The following is a 16,793-nucleotide window of genomic DNA, read 5'->3' on the forward strand; positions in this document are numbered from 1 at the left end:
GGGCGGGGGGGGGGGGGGCCCCGGGGGGGCCCCCCCCCCCGCCGCGCTGTCCGCTTCCGGCCCTCCGGCCTCAGTCCTCAGTCCTCCAGGGCCTGGTAGACCGTGGTCCAGAAGTCGTGGATCAGGTGCGCCGAGTGCGGCACCGACATGCCGACCTGGGTGAGCAGGAGGCCGGTGACGCCGTGCACGGGATCCGCGTAGCTGCTCACGCCGCTGCCGCCGTCCCAGCCGAACTGGCCGACGGGGGCGTAGTCGCCGCGGTAGGTCCGCACCGCCATGCCCAGGCCCCAGCCGCCGTGCTGGCCCTGGCCGTAGGACAGGTGGACGTTGTCGCGGGCCAGGGTGGAGCGGGCGGCCTGCTGCTCGGGCAGCAGGCGGTTCGTCGTCATCAGCTCGACGGCGGCCCGGGACAGGATGCGCTCGGAGCCGTGCACACCGCCGTTGAGGAGCATCCGGAAGTAGGCGTGGAAGTCGTCGGCGGTGGACACCAGTCCCCCGCCACCGCCCTGGAACGCCGGGGCGGAGCTCCAGCGCCCGTCCTCCGGGGCGTCCCAGACGGTGAACTCGCCGGTGCCCGGGTCGGGGGCGTACAGCGTCGGCAGGCGGTCGAGCCGGTCGGCCGGGACGTGGAACCCGGTGTCCCGCATGCCCAGCGGCCCGAAGATCCGCTCGTCCAGGAACTCCCCGAAGGACCGGCCCGAGACCCGGGCGACCAGGACGCCTACCAGGTCGCTGCTGATGTGGTACTGCCAGCGCTCGCCCGGCTGGTGCATCAGGGGCAGGGTGCCCAGGCGGCGGATCCACTCGTCCGGCTCCGGCATCGGCACCGGCAGGTCCGGGGTCAGGCCGTTCTCGAACACCGCGTTCATGATCGGCTTGCCGAGCGCGGTCATGTCCATCCCGAGCCCGAACGTCGAGGTGAGCACGTCCCGTACGGTGATGGGCCGGCGCGCCGGGACGGTGTCGTCCAGCGGGCTGTCGACGGTCCTGAGCACCTGGCGGTCGGCCAGTTCGGGCAGCCACTCCTGGACCGGGTCGTCGAGCCGGATCCGGCACTCGTCGAGCAGGACCATCGCGGCCGCCATGGTGACCGGCTTGGAGGTGGAGGCCATCCGGAAGACGGTGTCGCGCTCCATGGGCGCGCCCCCGTCGTGGCGCATCGTGCCGAGCGCCTCGACGTGCGTACGGCCGCCGCGGCTGACGAGCGCGACCAGGCCGGGGATCTTCTTGGACTCGACGTGGCGGTCGAGGACGGCACGCAGCCGGCGCAGCCCGGACTCCGTGAAGCCCTTGTCCTGCTGCTGGGTGGCGGGGAGGGAGGTGAAGGTGGTGGGGAGAGACATGGTGGCGGGCTCCGTGAGTGAGGCGTTCGGTGGGTGGCCGGCCTGTTCGCTGCCGGTGCCCCGACTCTCCCGGGGCCACCTTTCACGGCCCTGTCACGCCCCTTGCACCGCCGCCGTCACCGCGTGCGCGAGGCGGCGCTCGTCCGCGCGGCCCGCGGTTCCCGGTCTCCCCTGTCGACCGGGAACCGCGGGCGGCTCAGGGCGCGGGGCGCCCGGCGGGCGTCACCGCCAGGTCTGGTTGACGCCTCCGTTGCAGCGGATCGTGCGCAGCCCGAACTGGCTGTCGTCCAGGCACTCCCCCGTCGCCTGGCTCTGGAAGGTGAGCTTGTCGCCCTTGACGAAGACGAACCAGCTCTGCTGGCGCGAGGAGTTGCACGCGCGGGTGTCGAGCGTGACGCCGTCGTCGTACAGGCACTCGTTGGTGGCGAGGTTGCGGAACTGGCGCGTGTTGTCGGCCCACTTGTGCACGTTCCACTTCTGGTAGACGCCCCCGTTGCAGGCGTATCCGCGCAGCCCGTACTGGCTGTCGTCCAGGCAGGAGCCCGTGGCCATGTTGCCGTACGTCTCCACCGCGTCGGTCGCGCCCAGGACGACGGCGTCCGGCGCGGGGGCGGGCGTGCCGAGCGGCTGCGCGGACGCGGCCGTGGTGGCCCCGGCGAGCAGTCCCGCCGCGCCGACGAGTGCGAGGAGGCCCCTGCGGAGGCCCCTGTCCCTTCCCTGGGGGCGTGCCCCATCGAGTCCTTCGTGTCCTTCGTGGGAGGAATGCGGACGCATGTCTGTTCTCCTTGGTTCGCGCCACCGGGCAGCGCCTCGGCGGCCGTTCGGGCGGCCGGGGGCGTCGCGGTCGGTCGGTGCGGCTCCCGTTTCCCGGCTCCTTGCGCACCGAACGTAGGGGCCGGATCCGTGCCGTGGCCAAGCATTCGAGCTCCGTCGAAAGCATCGGCGGCCCGCGCCGGGCAGCGTCTCAGGCGAGTCGGCGGGTCACAGGAGGCGCGAGCCCGGCTCCAGCAGGGCCATGCCCAGCGAGGTCACGGAGTGCAGTACGGCCTTGCCCTCGCGCCGGGTGGTGACCAGCCCGGCGTTGCGCAGGACGGAGGTGTGGTGGCTGACGGTGGCCGGCGAGATGCTCAGCCTGCGGGCCAGGTCGGTGGTGCTGCCGCCGCCGACGGCCGCGCCGAGCACGGCCGCGCGGGTCCGCCCGAGCAGGTCCTCGATCGACTGGTCGTCGTCGGTGTCGGCGCCCTCCCAGAGGGCGTTGCCGAGCGCGGCACCGGTGACCGAGGGAACGGCCAGCACGAGGGGCCGGGCGGGGTCGAGGGCGGGCCGGAGCACTTCGGCGTGGGCCACGGAGAACAGCGTGGGGACGATGACCAGGCCCCGTCCGTCCAGGTGCACGTCCGCCTCGCTGCGGTGGCGTACCTCGAGCACCGGGGGCCGCCACCTCAGCAGCGGTCCGTCGAGCGACGCCAGCAGGTGCTCGACGCCTCCCCCGGCCAGCGCGCCCGCGTACGCGGCCCGGGTCTCGGCCAGGTGGGAGCGGATCCTGCCCCAGTAGGGGGCGACGGCGACGCGGTGGGAGGCGCGCAGGGCCGCGGCGACCTGGAGCCAGGCCTCGCGGTCGCCGTCGACCAGGTTCCCGCCCCAGGAGCGGTACGCGGGGTCGAACTCGACGTGCTCGAACTCGGCCCGGATCAGCGCCCGGGGCGCCGAGAGCAGGGTGTCCACCGCCTCGTCGACGCACGGGGAGTCCCCGGCCAGGCTCCAGACGTCGACGTCGGGCCCGGTGGACGGCAGCAACGCGGCCAGCGGGCGGGCCTGTTCGCCCGGGCGGCCCCGGACGGAGACGGCCCAGCGGCGGAAGGCGATCCCGCCCGCGCGGTCCTTGAGCAGCTTCACGCTGTCGAGGGTCTCGGCCGCCGCGCCGATCGTCGTGGCCACCCGGGTCCGCATGAGGTCCTGGGCAGTGAAGTGGATCCGTTTCACCCGACGTCCCGTCACCCGCGTCCCGTTCGCTCCTCCCAGTGTCCGTTCGGCGACGGCCGAAACGCAACGATCATTCCGGTCAGGGGCGCGGCCCCGCCGTGGACCTTCCGGCCCGGCAGCGAGCCTGCGCTCCTTCTTCACCTGCCTGTTGGGACGCGTACGCGTGACGGGGCTTCAATGACGTGAATGGAGCACATCTCGTTCCTCGTCGCCGTGGTGATCGTGTCGGCGCTCGTCTTCGACTTCACCAACGGCTTCCACGACACCGCCAACGCCATGGCCACGTCCATCGCCACCGGGGCGCTACGCCCCAGGACAGCGGTCCTCATCAGCGGCGTGCTGAACGTCGCCGGCGCGTTCCTCTCCACGGAGGTCGCGCGCACCATATCCGGCGGGATCGTCGACGACACCCTGGTCACCCCGGGAATGATCTTCGCGGGGCTCGTCGGCGCCATCCTCTGGAACCTCACCACCTGGCTCCTCGGTCTGCCGTCGAGTTCCTCGCACGCCCTGTTCGGCGGTCTGATCGGGGCCGTCTGGGTCGGCGCCGGGCAGCACGGTGTGCACTTCGACAAGGTCGTCGAGAAGGTGCTCATCCCCGCGCTGGCCTCGCCCCTGGTCGCCGGGGTGGCCGCGCTGTTCGCCACGTACCTCGCCTACCGGCTGACCGCACGGCGCCGACAGGGCTCCGTGGAGCGGGGGTTCAGGATCGGGCAGATCGCCTCGGCCTCGCTGGTGTCCCTGGCCCACGGCACCAACGACGCCCAGAAGACGATGGGCATCATCACCCTCACCCTGATCTCGGCCGGGTCCCTGCCGCACGGGTCCGGGCCGCCGGTGTGGGTGATCGCCGGCGCGGGACTGGCCATCGGGCTCGGTACCTACCTGGGCGGCTGGCGCATCATCAGGACGATGGGCAAGGGCCTCACCGACATCCGCGCCCCGCAGGGCTTCGCCGCCGAGACGGCGGCGACCACGGTGATCCTCACCTCGGCCCACCTCGGCTTCGCGCTCTCCACCACCCAGGTCTGCTCCGGCGGGATCCTGGGCGCGGGCCTGGGCCGCAGGCTCGCGGAGGTGCGCTGGGGCACCGCGGGCCGCATGCTCGTCGCCTGGTGCGTGACGCTCCCGGCCGCCGCGGCGGTCGGCGCCGTCGCCGCGACCGTGGTGGTCCACGGCGGCACGGCGGGCATCGCCGTGATCGCGCTGGTCGCGGCCGCCACGGCCGGCGGGATCGTCCTGGCGTCCCGGCGCAACCCCGTGCACTACGGCAACGTCAACGACACCCACCAGGTGAACGTGCGCCCCGAGCCCGTGGCCGCGACCCGCTGAGAGGAGCCCCGCGTGAAACTGAACTGGAGCGCCCTGGGCGAAGTGGCCCTGGTGAGCATCGGCGTCACCGTCGGCGTCGTCCTGGTCTTCGCGATCGGCGTACGCGCCCTGGCCGTGCCAGACGGCGCGCCCACCGGGCCCCAAGGCACGGCCACCGGCCGGCACGGCGGCGCGTCACCCGGCCCGGCCTCCCGGGCGGTGAGCGGCCTGTGCTTCCTGGCGTGCGCGGCCGTGGTGGCGTACGGGATCTACCTGATCGTGCCGCAGTTCCACTGAGCCCCGGACGAGATACCGACCCGCACCTACCTGACCTTGAACGGCATCAAGCCCTCCCACCACCACGATTCCAGCTCGTCGTCCTCGATGAACTCGACCGGGGGTGCCCACTCTTCGGGCACCCCCTCGGACAGGGCGCCCGTGCGGCGCACCCGTGTGTGCAGGCTCGCGACCGCCGGTATCTCCGCCAGTTCGTCCGGCGCGTAGGGGCAGCCGCCGGGTCCGCCGAGGAGCAGCCGGCAGCCGAGGGCGTACCAGTCGGCGATCAGGCGGAGGTCCCCCGCCGCCTCGGCCGCCTCGGCGACGGCGGACACCGCATCGACGAGCGGGACCGGACGCGGTTCCTCGGCGGCGGCGCCGGTGAGGCGGCCCGATGACACCATGCGCCGCCACAGCGGGGTGCCGGACTCGCAGTAGAGGTGCGGTGGTTGGACGTATCCGTCGGCGAGCCAGTCGTCGAACCCGGTGAAGTCGTCGGCCTCCTCGGCGTCGTCCGCGTACGCGCGCAGGGGGGTGAAGTCGGTGAGCGCGTCGAAGTAGGCCCGGCGGTCGGCGTGGTCGGGGTGGTCCCGGACGGGGAACCGGTGGGCGTAGCCGTGGCACAGGAGCGCGTCCATGACGCGGAACCGGGTGAACGAGCAGTCGTGGCCGTCCTGGAACGCGTAGAGGGCGGCGATCCAGTCGCGCACGCGCGGTTCTCGCGGCGCCCCGGGACCGTGGCGCGCGTCAAGGGCGCGGATCGAGTCCGCCACCAGGTCCTCGATGTAGTGCAGTGACACGGATGCCCCCTCGTCCGCCGCCGCCGGAACCCCCTCGGCTCCGTACGAACGGACCCTAGCGCCCGCCTCTGACAACGCCGGTCGGCCGCCGGTCGGCCGCCGATCGGCGGCCGGTTGGCCACCGGTTCTTCGCCGGTGCGAAGATCCACGCCATTCCCGTCGCGGATATTCGCCCCCGAACCCCCCGGATATCGGACATCGCGCCGCGCCTGACGGACAAGTACTGGTCAAAACGTTTGTACGCGCACTGACAAAACGCGACGCGGTGTGGCACTGTCTCCCGCACGCACCACCGTTCCCAACAACCCCCCACAAAACACGTGTTGGAGACTCATGACCCCCCACAAGAACACACGGCTCAGTGCTGCCCTGGTGGCCTCGGCCGCCCTCGTCGTCGCCCTCGCCGTCCAGACCACCGGCACCGCCAGCGCCGCCGACCCGCAGGACGCCTCCCCCACGGCGTCCACGGCCCTCGCCGCGCAGCGCACCGCCGCCCTCACCACCGCCCAGGCGCACGCCCCGGCCACTGCCCGGGCGCTGGGGCTCGGCGCGAAGGAGAAGCTCGTCGTCCGCGACGTCGTCAAGGACGCGGACGGCACCGTCCACACCCGCTACGAGCGCACCTACGCGGGCCTGCCCGTGCTCGGCGGCGACCTGGTCACGCACACCGCGAAGGACGGCCGGGTCAAGGGCGTCGACAAGGCCAACGACGCGCCGATATCGGTGCCTTCGACCACACCGAAGCGCACCGCGCTGGCCGGGTCCCGCACCGTCGTCTGGGCCCGCGACGGCAAGCCGGTCCTCGCCTTCGAGACCGTGAAGAAGGGCACCCAGCACGACGGGACGCCCAGCGAGCTGCACATCGTCACCGACGCCACCACCGGCAAGGAGCTGCGCCGCTTCGAGGCGATCAAGACCGGTGAGGGCACCAGCCAGTACAGCGGCGCCGTCGCGGTGGGCTCCACCAAGGCGGGCAACGGCTTCGAGCTCACCGACGGCGAGCGCGGCGGCCACTCCACGTACGACCTGAAGCACGGCCAGAGCGGCAAGGGCACGCTCTTCACGGACGACGACGACAAGTGGGGCGACGGAACCGCCGGCAACCCGCAGACCGCCGCCGTCGACGCCGCCTACGGTGCCGCGCTCACCTGGGACTTCTACAAGTCCGAGCTCCAGCGCAACGGCATCGCGGGTGACGGCAAGGCCGCCTACAGCCGGGTCCACTACGGCAACGCGTACGTCAACGCGTTCTGGGACGACAGCTGCTTCTGCATGACGTACGGCGACGGCGAGGGCGACAAGAAGCCGCTCACCGCCATCGACGTCGCGGGCCACGAGATGAGCCACGGCCTCACCGCGGCCACCGCCAACCTGGAGTACGCGGGCGAGTCCGGCGGGCTCAACGAGGCGACGAGCGACATCTTCGGCACCTCCGTGGAGTTCTTCGCGAACAACAAGGAGGACGTCGGCGACTACCTCATCGGCGAAGAGATCGACATCAACGGCGACGGCTCGCCGCTGCGCTACATGGACAAGCCCAGCAAGGACGGCCAGTCACTGGACTACTGGGACGCCAACGCCGGGAACGTGGACGTCCACTACTCCTCGGGCATCGCCAACCACTTCTTCTACCTGCTGGCCGAGGGCAGCGGGAAGAAGGAGATCAACGGCGTGCAGTACGACTCCCCCACCAAGGACGGCTCCACGGTGACCGGGATCGGCCGGGAGAAGGCGTACAAGATCTGGTACAAGGCGCTGACCTCGTACATGACGTCCACCACCGACTACAAGGCGGCCCGCGAGGCCACCCTCAAGGCGGCCGGTGACCTGTACGGTGCCGACGGCGCGGAGTCGAAGGCGGTCGCGGCGGCCTGGACGGGCGTGAACGTGAAGTGACCACAGGCGCGCCCCTGCCGGTTCCGGCGGGGGCGCGCACGGCGAACGCCCCCGGGACGGCCTCGACGTCGGCCCGGGGGCGTTCGGTATCTATGCCTACCGGCGGCGTCTCGGGCCGGAAGACCAGCCGGAGCCGACCCCGGCCAGGTGGAGGGCGGCCAGGGTGAGGCCGAGCAGCATGAGGCTCGTGGTGCCGAAGAAGTGGTTCGTCGACACCTCGGCGAGATACAGCACCCAGGCGATGGCGAACACGACGGCGGAAGCGATTGCGAGCACGGGTGACTCCTTCAGCGGCGTGAAGCGGAACCATGTCGTTCCGCCCGTGCGAGTGCCCTCGCTTCGACGGATCACACGCCCGTGTCCAACACATTTGGTTCCAGGGCGACTTGGCGTGTCCGTCTTGCGTACGGACGCCCCCTACCGCCCCTCAGGCCCGCGCCGCGACCGCCTTCAGGTCCACTCCCGCGGGCAGTGCTCCGTACAGCCCTCCCGAGCCCGGCTCCCCGGTGAGGCGTGAGGCGGTGAAGGCGTCCGCCACCGCGGGCGGCGCGGTGCGCACGAGCAGGGACGCCTGGAGCGCGAGCGCCAGTGCCGCCACCACCTGGCGGGCGCGCGCCTGGGGCGACTCGGAGGCCAGTACCTCCCGTACGAGCCGGCGCGTCGCCCGCCAGTGGGCGTCCAGGCGGCTGTCGGCGCCGGTCGCGAGGGTCACCTCGGCGTCGAAGGCGTCCAGGGTGGCGGGCTCGCGGGTGAGGGCGCGCAGGACGTCCAGGGCGATGACGTTGCCCGAGCCTTCCCAGACCGCGGTCACCGGCTGCTCGCGGTAGCGCATGGCCAGCGGGAAGTCCTCCGTGTAGCCGTTGCCTCCGAGGCACTCCAGCGCCTCGGCCGCGTGGCCCGGGCCGCGCTTGCACACCCAGTACTTGCCGACGGCGGTGGCGAGCCTGCGCAGCGCGCGCTCGGCGTCGGACGCGTCCTCGTCGTGCGCGCGGGCCAGCCGCAGCGCGAGGGCGGTGGCCGCCTCGGTCTCCAGCTGCAGGTCGGCGACGACCGCGGTCATGGCGGGCTGGTCGACGAGCGCGGCGCCGAAGGCGTGGCGGTGGCGGGTGTGCCAGGCCGCCTCGGCGGTGGCCTGCCGCATGCCGGCCGCCGTGCCCAGGACGCAGTCGAGCCGGGTGCGGGCCACCATCTCGATGATGGTGCGCACGCCGCGGCCCTCCTCGCCGACGATCCGGCCGACGGCCTGGTCGTACTCGACCTCGCCGGAGGCGTTGGAGCGGTTGCCCAGCTTGTCCTTGAGCCGCTGGATCCGGACGCCGTTGCGCTCGCCGCCGTCGAGGAGCCGGGGGACGAGGAAGCAGCTCGGTCCGCCGGGTGCCTGGGCCAGGACGAGGAAGGCGTCCGACATCGGGGCGCTGCAGAACCACTTGTGCCCGGTGAGCGCGTAGCGGCCGTCGCCCGCGGGGACGGCGGTGGTGGTGTTCGCCCGGACGTCGGAGCCGCCCTGCTTCTCGGTCATCGCCATGCCGAACAGGGCGCCGGGTTTGCCGGGCACCAGGCGGCCGTCGTAACGGGTGCTGAGCAGCCGGGGCAGCCACTCCCGCGCGAGGAGCGGATCCTGGCGCACGACGGGGACGGCGGAGTGCGTCATGGAGACGGGGCAGGCGTGGCCGGGCTCGACCTGCGCGTACAGCATGAAGGTGGCGGCCCGGGCGACGTTCGCGCCGGGGCGGGGTGCCGCCCAGGCGGCGGTGTGGGCGCCGTCGGCGACGGCGGCGGCCAGTACGCGGTGGTAGCCGGGGTCGTAGTCGACCTCGTCGACGCGGTTGCCGTACCGGTCGTGCGTGGCGAGCTCGGGTTCGTGGCGCTGGGCGCGGGCCGCGTCGTCCTGGAAGGCGGCGGACCCGACCCGCCACCCTGTCGCGTGCAGCCCGGCCCGGGCCCAGTCGGCGCCGTGCTGGCGCACGCCGTCGACGAGCGCGGGGTTGGTGGCGTACTCGTCAAGGTCGACGCGGGGCGGCGGCTGGTTGGTGACCTTGTGCGTGGGGCTCATGGTGCCCTCCTGAGGGACGCCCGTGCGCCCCGCGCCGCACCGGGCGCACCGGGGACGGCGGGCCGTCCTGCTCGGTCGTGCCCAACGGCCGCCCTGACCGGGGCCGATGGGGCTTCCGCAAAATATTGAACGGTGATTCAATCCTTGCTGAGCCGATTGAAGCACCCACCGCGGGGCGCGACAAGACCGCGTACCGCGCACACCTGGCGGCTCCGACGGGGGAAGGGACCATGCGGTGAACCTGACGTGGATGCTGGAGAGTTCGGCGCGGACGCACCCGGGGAAGCAGGCGGTGGTCTCCGACCTCGGCTCCCTGACCTACGCGGAGCTGCTCACCGCCTCCCGGCGCGCGGCGGCCGTGCTGCGGAAGCGCGGCGTGCGCCCCGGCGACCGGGTCGGCGTCCTCGCGTACAACACCCCGGCCTTCGTGGTGGCGGCCTTCGGCGTCTGGCGGGCGGGCGCCGCCCTCGTGCCCCTCAACCACAAGTTCACCGCGCACGAGCTGGCGTACGTCACCGGGCACGCCGGGGTGCGCGTGGTGGTCGCGGCGCGGGAGCTGGCGGACCGGGTGCGCGAGGGCGCGCCCGGCGCCGACGTGCTGACGACGGACGACGTGGGTGAGGGCTCCTTCGACCGGCTCGTGGCGCGGGCCGCGGAGTGGGAGGGCGTGGAGGTCGAACCCGACGCCGTGGCGCAGGTGTTGTACACCTCGGGCACGACGAGCGCACCGAAGGGCTGTCTGCACTCGCACCGCGGCCTGTCGGCCGTGCCCGCGTACACCACCGCCGCCACCGGGCTGCGCCGCGAGGACCGGTTCCTGATCGCCATGCCGATCTGGCACGCGGCGCCGCTGAACAACTGGTTCCTGTCGATGGTGTACCTCGGCGGCACGGCGGTCCTGCTCAAGGAGTACCAGCCGCTGGCCTTCCTCGAAGCCGTGCAGAAGCACCGGGCGACGGCCTTCTTCGGCGCCCCCATCGCCTACCTCGCCCCGCTGAAGGCCCTGGCCGCCGCCGGGCGCGACCTGTCCGGCTACGACCTCTCCAGCATGCGGCTGTGGGCGTACGGCGGCGCGCCGCTGGGCGCGGGCACCGTGCGGACGCTGCGCGAGGCGTACGGCTCGGACCGCTTCTACCAGGTGTACGGGATGACGGAGATGGGCCCGGTCGGCTCGGCCCTCTACCCCGAGGAGCAGGTCGCCAAGGCGGGCTCGATCGGCGCGGGCGGGATGCCCGGCGTCGACATCCGGGTGGTGACGGCCGACGGGGCCGACGCGCGGCCGGGCGAGACCGGGGAGCTGTGGCTGCGCTCGGGGACCCGGATGCTCGGGTACCTGGACGACCCGGTGGCCACGGAGGCAGCGTTCGACGGGGACTGGTACCGCTCGGGGGACCTGGCGCGGGTCGACGAGGACGGTTACCTGTTCGTGGTGGACCGGCTCAAGGACGTCGTCATCACGGGCGGCGAGAACGTCCACTCGCCGGAGGTGGAGGAGGCGCTCCGGCAGCACCCGGCGGTGCGGGACGCGGCGGTCGTCGGGCGCCCGCACGAGGAGTGGGGCGAGACGGTGGTCGCGGTCGTGGAGGCCGAGGGACCGGTGGAGCTCGACGAGGTGCGCGCCTTCCTGGCGCCGCTGCTCGCCCGGTACAAGATCCCGCGCGAGCTGGTGGTGGCGCCGGTCCTTCCCCGTACGCCCTCGGGGAAGGTGAGGAAGCACGTGCTGCGCGAACGGCTCGCGGGGAACGGCGACGCCTGACGACCATCCACGGCCCGGGGGCTGCCTGCCCCGGGGCCGTGGCCGCGGGCCTCAGCCCTCCTGGGCCGGGCGCTCGCCCGCCGTGACGATGGTGCCCTGCGCCACCGCGACCAGCCGCTCCTCGCCCTGCTCGGTCAGGACGTGGATGGTGCACTGGCACACCGACTGGCGGCGGGTGGTGGCGGTGGCCCTGGCGCGGGCGATGACGACCTCGCCGACCGCCGGACGGACGTAATTGATCTTGTACTCGGCGGTGAGGGCGTCGCCGCCGAGCGCGAGCCCGCCCGCGAACGTCAGCGCGTTGTCCGCCAGGTAGCTGAGCACCCCGCCGTGCACGAAGCCGTGCTGCTGCTGGATCTCGGGGCGGTTGGCGATGCGGATCTCGGCCGAGTCGGGCCCCACGTCGGTGAGTTCGGCGCCCAGAAAGACGCTGAACGGCTGGGCCTTGAAGATGGCGTGGGCGAAGGCGCTGGAGTCCGTGGTCATGGGAGCCGTCCTATCGTCGCTGGGGTGGGGTGTCCGACGCGCCTTCGGCCGCGTCGCGCGCGGGCGCGAGCCGTTCGTCGACGTTGTTCTGGAAGATCGCGAGCAGGCCCTCGGCGAGACCGAGCACGTGGTGGTCGCTGCCGCCGTGCGGCAGGGTCCGCTGGACGTCCTCGGCGATCGCGAAGTCCTCCTGGTCGAAGACCGTGTCGTTGGTGAACCGGAACCGCTTCTCCAGCGCGCTCTGGCCGGCCGAACCGGCGAAGTCCTCGGCGCGGTAGAGCATTTCGTGCGTCCAGACCGTGCGGTCGGGGGCGAGCGGCCAGAAGGTGTTGATGGACACGTAGTCGGGGTGCAGGATGAAGAAGGTGTTGGGGAAGAGCGTGTAGTACACGGAGGCGAAGTCGAGGACGCGCCACTCGTCCTCCGGCTTGAGCGCGGTCTCCCCGATGTTGGTGCGCGCGGCGCACAGCCTGATGTGGGGGCCCTCGCCGTCGTGCGCGATCACGCCGCGCTTGAAGGCGAACGCGAGGGTGTCCCGGTGCAGGTAGGGGACGTGGTAGCCCTCCAGGTACGTCTTGATGAGCAGCTTCCAGTTGGCCTCCTTGACGACCTTCGTCTTCTTGTACCGGACCAGTGAGGCCACGTCGAAGTTGACGAGGTCGTCGTGGAAGGAGCCGAGGAAGCCGGGGACGTCGAGCACCTGCCCGGGGGTACGGCCGACCCAGACCAGGCCGCCGGACTCGGCGGCGGGGAGCTCCACGAGCCCGTAGTCGCAGGTCTTCACGCCGGGGAAGTCATGGGCCCGGGTGATGCCCTTGAGGGCGCCGTCGAGCCCGTACACCCAGCCGTGGAAGGGGCAGACGAAGTTCTTCACGGTCCCGGCGGGCTGGTCGGCCAGGCGCGCGCCGCGGTGACGGCACTGGTTGTAGAAGGCCCGGACCCTGCCGTCCTCACCGCGCACCACGATGTACGGGAACTGGTCCCAGTCGCTGGTCAGGTACGCGCCGGGTCCGTCGAGCGCGGAGGAGTGCCCCGCGATCAGCGGGTACCGCGAGAACGCCGAGGCGATCTCCCGCTCCAGGAGCGTCCCGTCGGTGTACTTGGTGACCGGGATGGTCACCACCTCGTCGAGCATCTCCTCGTCGCGGCGGGCCTCGCGCAGCGCGAGGAGCCTCTTGAGCATGTCCACTTGTTCGTCCTGCCGCACTCGTCCCCCACTCGCACCGCACGCGCACCCGCACGCCAAGATCTGAATCAACGTTCAATTCATGGTACGGACGAGCCGGGGCGCTGGCAACGATCTTCCGCGCGCGGTGCGGGCCGGGGCGGGCGGGCGCGTCAGTGCGCGGCGGCGCCGAGCGCCCGCAAGCAGAAGTCCCTGATCTCGGCGACCAGTTCGGCGTCCGACAACTGCGCCCGCGACGCCTCGGAGACGTCCGGGGAGAGCCTGCCGACCAGGGACTCGGAGATGGCGCCGATGGCCGCGGAGGCGGCGACGTACGCGTTCTGCGGGGCGAACACCCGCGCCGCGACCCCCTCGGCGACGATCCCCTCGCCGAGCGCCACGTAGTCGCGCCGGTACACCAGGCGCTCGGCCTCGACGGCCGGGGACACCGGCTCGAAGAGCAGCGACCACGCCGTCCGGCGCCCTTGGAGGGCGCGCTCGGTGAAGGTGCTGACGAGCGCGCCGAGGCGGTCCACGGGCCCGCTGGTGACGACCGCCACGGCGGCCCGCACCTCGGCCAGCTCTCGGTCGGCGGCGCGCCGGAAGACCTGGGCGAGCAGTTCGTCGCGGCTGCCGAAGTACGAGTAGAGGGAGCCCGCGCTCGCCCCGCAGGCGGCGGCGACGGCGGTCACCTTGGCCCCGGCGAAGCCGTGCCGGGCCACCAGCTCGTGCGCGGCCCGCAGGAAGGCCTCCTCCTTCTCCCGCGCGTTGCGCCTCGTGCGTTCCGTGCGCCGGTACACCATCGCCGCTCCCGGCCCCTTCCCGTGCTGTGGCCCGCCTTCGCGCGAGCGGTGACCAGTGAAGCAGAGGGCGGCCCGGGGTGCCCTATCCCCGGTCGCCGAGCAGGTGCTCCAGGAGGCGGGCCTCCTCGACGTCGGCCGGGAGGCCGCTGACCTGGCCGTCGCCGACCTCCACCACCCGCCAGGCGCCGTCCGTCCGCAGGGCCATGTCCGTGGTGACGAAGGGGCAGCCGAGGGCGCGCACGAGCGGGGCGACGCGCGCCAGGTCGGGGGCGGGAAGCGGGCGGCCACCGGGGTCCGGGGCCGTGGTGGCGTCGGCGTCCGGGTGGGCCGTGGTCAGGACGGGTTCGCCGTCCACCCACCACACCCGCCGCTCCTCGCCGGTGAAGTCCTCGAAGGCGCGCAGCACGATGCCGCCGGCCAGGAACTCCTCCTGCAGCTCGACGAAGCGCCCGACCACGCGGGACAGCCGGGCGTGGTCGGCCGCGTCCGGGACGAAGCACGCCTCGTCCCACTCGTGCTTGCGCGACTTCACGTAGTCCTTGACGACCACGGCGCCCGGGGGCAGCCGGGCGGCGAGTTCCGCGAGGCGCTCGACGGGCGGTACGACCCCGGGCTCCGTGGGGAGCCAGACGCTGGCGGGGGTGGCTTCCGCCAAGGTCCCGTACCACCCGGGCAGTTCGTGCGCGGTCCGGTACTGCGCCGCGTCGGTCACCAGGGTGCGGCCGCGCCCCGCGAGGGCCCGGGCCAGCTGCGCGTACCGCTCGGCCGGAAGCATCCAGCCCCGGTACCAGAGGGGTCCGGTCCCCCGCTCCACCCGGGCCACCGCCTCGTCGGCGCGCCCGGCCACCAGGGCGTCGTGGTCCACCAGCGCGACACCCGCGCCGAGCTCCCCGGCGGCACGGGCCGCGCCCGCGAAGTGCGGGTCGGGGCGGCCGGGGCGCAGGGGGTCGCCGCAGGTGAGGAGGGTGGCGCCGGGTACGGGGGTCATGCCGACCCAGGGTAGTGGCCGTGGGCGGAGCGCCCCGGGGCGACTCCCCCGCTCCCCCAGAGGCGTTCGACGCCGCGTCCGCACCTGCCGGGGGCGCCGCACGATTCCGGGTACCGCTGCCCGGCCGAGGGGCTACGGTACGAACGCGCCACCGTACCCGGAGTGGTCGGACCAGGAGGACGCCCGTGTCATCTCCCTGCGACCCGAAGTACGCGTCCGTCGGCGACGTCGGCGCGGCGCTCATGGTGGTGGACTCGCGGATCAAGGCCCTCCACTCCGGCACGACGGCGGACGACCCCGAACACCGGGCGCTGGTCGAGCAGTACGTCGCCTCGCTGGGCCCCGAGGGCGCGGACGCGTTGCTCGACGGGGCCTGCACGCTGATCTACATGTTCATGCGCTGGCTGCGGGTGGTCCACGAGGACCTCGGCAAGGACGTCATGGAGTACGTCGTGCCGACCCTGGTCGCCACGATGCGGATGATGCCGAAGACCTTCAGGCCCGAGGTCATCCCCACCATGGCGGCGCTCGTCATCGCGGCGGGCACCGACCTGAGCCCGTCGCTCTGGCGGCAGCAGTACGGGGAGTGGACCGAGCCCGAGCTGAACGCCCTGGAGGCCACGACCGTCCTGCTCGCCGAGCACATCAACCGGGTCGCCGGCGACACCGACTTCGCGACGCGCATGGTCAGCGAGGCCATCTCGCGGATGGAGGAGGACGGCGAGGAGGACGATCAAGGCTGAGGTGCCCGGGCCGCGGCGGCTCCGGACGCCTCACCGCTCCCCCGCGAACGCGCTCAGCAGCCCCCGCGGCGCGTCCTCGCCGAACATCAGGTCGTGCAGCTCGTTCCCGTCCGCCGCGGCCTCGGCGCCCCGGGCGAACATCGCCTCCTCGTACCCGGCGAGCGCGGCCTCGACGTCATCGGGGCGCGCGGCGAGCGCCCTGCCGAGTTCGGCGCCGTCGAGCATGGCCAGGTTGGCGCCCTCGCCGTTGGGCGCCGCGAGGTGCGCCGCGTCGCCGAGCAGGGTGACGCCGGGGACGCGTTCCCAGCGGGTGCCGACGGGGAGGGAGAAGAGCGGGCGCGCCAGCGGCGCGGTGTCGCTCCGCGTGATCAGCGCGGTCAGTTCCGGCGCCCACCCCTCGAACTCGCGGGCGATCCGCGCGGCGGCGGCCTGCGCGTCGTCGAAGTCGATCGCGTCGAACCACTCCAGGGGCTCGGTGAGCGCCACGTAGGTGTGCAGGGTGCCTCCCTTCTCCCGGTGGGTCTGGATCCCCTTGCCCGGCGCGAGCGCCAGCATCGAGCCGTCGCCGACCGCCCGGGCGCTCGCGGGGTGCCGCTCCCCCGCGTCGTACAGGTACGTCTCCACGAACACCCTGCCGAAGTACTCGGGCACGGTGTCGGTGAGCAGGGGCCGCACCCGCGACCAGGCGCCGTCCGCCCCGACGAGCAGGTCCGTGGTGACCGTGGAGCCGTCGGCGAAGGACACCTCGTGACGGCCGTCGCCGAGGGAGCGCGCACCGGTGGCCTTGCGGTCCCAGCGCACGATCCCGGCGGGCAGGGAGTCGAGGAGCAGGGCGCGGATCTCGCCGCGCTGCGCCTCGGGGCGGGCGCCCGTGCCGTCGTCAGGCCGGTCGAGCAGGACGGACCCGTCGCGGCCGAGGACGCGCATCGCCTCGCGGCCCTCCAGGACGATCGCCCGGAACTGTTCGAGCAGCCCGGCGGCCCGGAGAGCGAGTTGGCCGTTGTGGTCGTGGATGTCGAGCATGCCGCCCTGGGAGCGCGCCGCCGGTGAGGCCTCGGCCTCGTGGACGGTCGCGGGGATGCCGTGGACGTGCAGGACGCGGGCCAGGGTGAGTCCGCCGAGGCCGGCACCGATGATGGTGACGGGGGCGGGTGCGGTGCTGCCGGGCATGATGGCTCCTCGCGTGTCGT

General features: G+C 73.1%; 16 protein-coding genes. 5 read left to right on the top strand and 11 right to left on the bottom strand.

Going from position 1 to position 16,793, the window contains the following annotated elements:
• Positions 1-77: 77 nt before the first annotated feature.
• From ABT160_RS05120 to ABT160_RS05130, 3 genes are all read right to left on the bottom strand, one after another.
• Entirely contained in the window at positions 78-1,343 is a 1,266-nt protein-coding gene (locus ABT160_RS05120; RefSeq protein WP_351643703.1) for a serine hydrolase domain-containing protein, read from the bottom strand.
• A 222-nt stretch (positions 1,344-1,565) separates the two neighbouring features.
• On the bottom strand, positions 1,566-2,117 hold the full coding sequence (locus tag ABT160_RS05125) for an RICIN domain-containing protein (protein WP_351643705.1): 552 nt from the start codon (positions 2,115-2,117) through the stop codon (positions 1,566-1,568).
• 207 nt (positions 2,118-2,324) lie between these two features.
• Positions 2,325-3,326, bottom strand: coding sequence for an ArsR/SmtB family transcription factor (locus ABT160_RS05130; protein ID WP_351643708.1), 1,002 nt, complete (start codon positions 3,324-3,326; stop codon positions 2,325-2,327).
• 186 nt (positions 3,327-3,512) lie between these two features.
• On the opposite strand from ABT160_RS05130, the gene ABT160_RS05135 reads away from it, so the two are divergent.
• On the top strand, positions 3,513-4,658 hold the full coding sequence (locus tag ABT160_RS05135; protein WP_351643710.1) for an inorganic phosphate transporter: 1,146 nt from the start codon (positions 3,513-3,515) through the stop codon (positions 4,656-4,658).
• Positions 4,659-4,670: 12 nt separating this feature from the next.
• The gene (locus ABT160_RS05140; RefSeq protein WP_351643711.1) at positions 4,671-4,934 is read left to right on the top strand and encodes a hypothetical protein; all 264 of its coding nucleotides are present in this window, start codon (positions 4,671-4,673) and stop codon (positions 4,932-4,934) included.
• Between the two features lie 26 nt (positions 4,935-4,960).
• Here the strand turns inward: ABT160_RS05140 and ABT160_RS05145 are convergent, their stop codons facing one another.
• Positions 4,961-5,713 carry a hypothetical protein gene (locus tag ABT160_RS05145; protein WP_351643714.1) on the bottom strand — a complete coding sequence of 251 codons (753 nt, stop codon included), beginning with the start codon at positions 5,711-5,713 and terminating at the stop codon, positions 4,961-4,963.
• Between the two features lie 333 nt (positions 5,714-6,046).
• On the opposite strand from ABT160_RS05145, the gene ABT160_RS05150 reads away from it, so the two are divergent.
• A complete protein-coding gene (locus tag ABT160_RS05150; RefSeq protein WP_351643716.1) occupies positions 6,047-7,609 on the top strand; it encodes a M4 family metallopeptidase in 1,563 nt (520 codons plus the stop codon).
• Between the two features lie 96 nt (positions 7,610-7,705).
• On the opposite strand, the gene ABT160_RS05155 is transcribed toward ABT160_RS05150, so the two are convergent.
• Positions 7,706-7,885, bottom strand: coding sequence for a hypothetical protein (locus ABT160_RS05155; protein WP_351643719.1), 180 nt, complete (start codon positions 7,883-7,885; stop codon positions 7,706-7,708).
• 151 nt (positions 7,886-8,036) lie between these two features.
• The gene (locus tag ABT160_RS05160) at positions 8,037-9,662 is read right to left on the bottom strand and encodes an acyl-CoA dehydrogenase family protein (RefSeq protein ID WP_351643721.1); all 1,626 of its coding nucleotides are present in this window, start codon (positions 9,660-9,662) and stop codon (positions 8,037-8,039) included.
• A gap of 235 nt (positions 9,663-9,897) precedes the next feature.
• Between ABT160_RS05160 and ABT160_RS05165 the strand changes: the two genes are divergently transcribed.
• A complete protein-coding gene (locus ABT160_RS05165) occupies positions 9,898-11,418 on the top strand; it encodes a class I adenylate-forming enzyme family protein (RefSeq protein WP_351643723.1) in 1,521 nt (506 codons plus the stop codon).
• A gap of 51 nt (positions 11,419-11,469) precedes the next feature.
• Here the strand turns inward: ABT160_RS05165 and ABT160_RS05170 are convergent, their stop codons facing one another.
• From ABT160_RS05170 to ABT160_RS05185, 4 genes are all read right to left on the bottom strand, one after another.
• Positions 11,470-11,904: a PaaI family thioesterase gene (locus tag ABT160_RS05170; protein WP_351643725.1), complete on the bottom strand. Its 435-nt coding sequence runs from the start codon at positions 11,902-11,904 to the stop codon at positions 11,470-11,472.
• 10 nt (positions 11,905-11,914) lie between these two features.
• The gene (locus tag ABT160_RS05175) at positions 11,915-13,087 is read right to left on the bottom strand and encodes an aromatic ring-hydroxylating oxygenase subunit alpha (RefSeq protein ID WP_351644180.1); all 1,173 of its coding nucleotides are present in this window, start codon (positions 13,085-13,087) and stop codon (positions 11,915-11,917) included.
• A 155-nt stretch (positions 13,088-13,242) separates the two neighbouring features.
• Positions 13,243-13,872 (bottom strand): TetR/AcrR family transcriptional regulator, encoded by a 630-nt coding sequence (locus ABT160_RS05180; protein ID WP_351643727.1) that lies wholly within the window; start codon positions 13,870-13,872, stop codon positions 13,243-13,245.
• An 82-nt stretch (positions 13,873-13,954) separates the two neighbouring features.
• A complete protein-coding gene (locus ABT160_RS05185; protein WP_351643729.1) occupies positions 13,955-14,860 on the bottom strand; it encodes an ATP-grasp domain-containing protein in 906 nt (301 codons plus the stop codon).
• A gap of 185 nt (positions 14,861-15,045) precedes the next feature.
• Here ABT160_RS05185 and ABT160_RS05190 point away from each other — a divergent pair, with 185 nt between their 5' ends.
• Positions 15,046-15,603 (top strand): hypothetical protein, encoded by a 558-nt coding sequence (locus tag ABT160_RS05190; RefSeq protein WP_351643731.1) that lies wholly within the window; start codon positions 15,046-15,048, stop codon positions 15,601-15,603.
• A 30-nt stretch (positions 15,604-15,633) separates the two neighbouring features.
• Here the strand turns inward: ABT160_RS05190 and ABT160_RS05195 are convergent, their stop codons facing one another.
• Positions 15,634-16,773: an FAD-dependent oxidoreductase gene (locus tag ABT160_RS05195; protein WP_351643733.1), complete on the bottom strand. Its 1,140-nt coding sequence runs from the start codon at positions 16,771-16,773 to the stop codon at positions 15,634-15,636.
• Positions 16,774-16,793: the final 20 nt, after the last annotated feature.

Source organism: Streptomyces sp. NPDC001941 (assembly GCF_040296945.1).
Classification (GTDB): Bacteria; Actinomycetota; Actinomycetes; order Streptomycetales; family Streptomycetaceae; genus Streptomyces.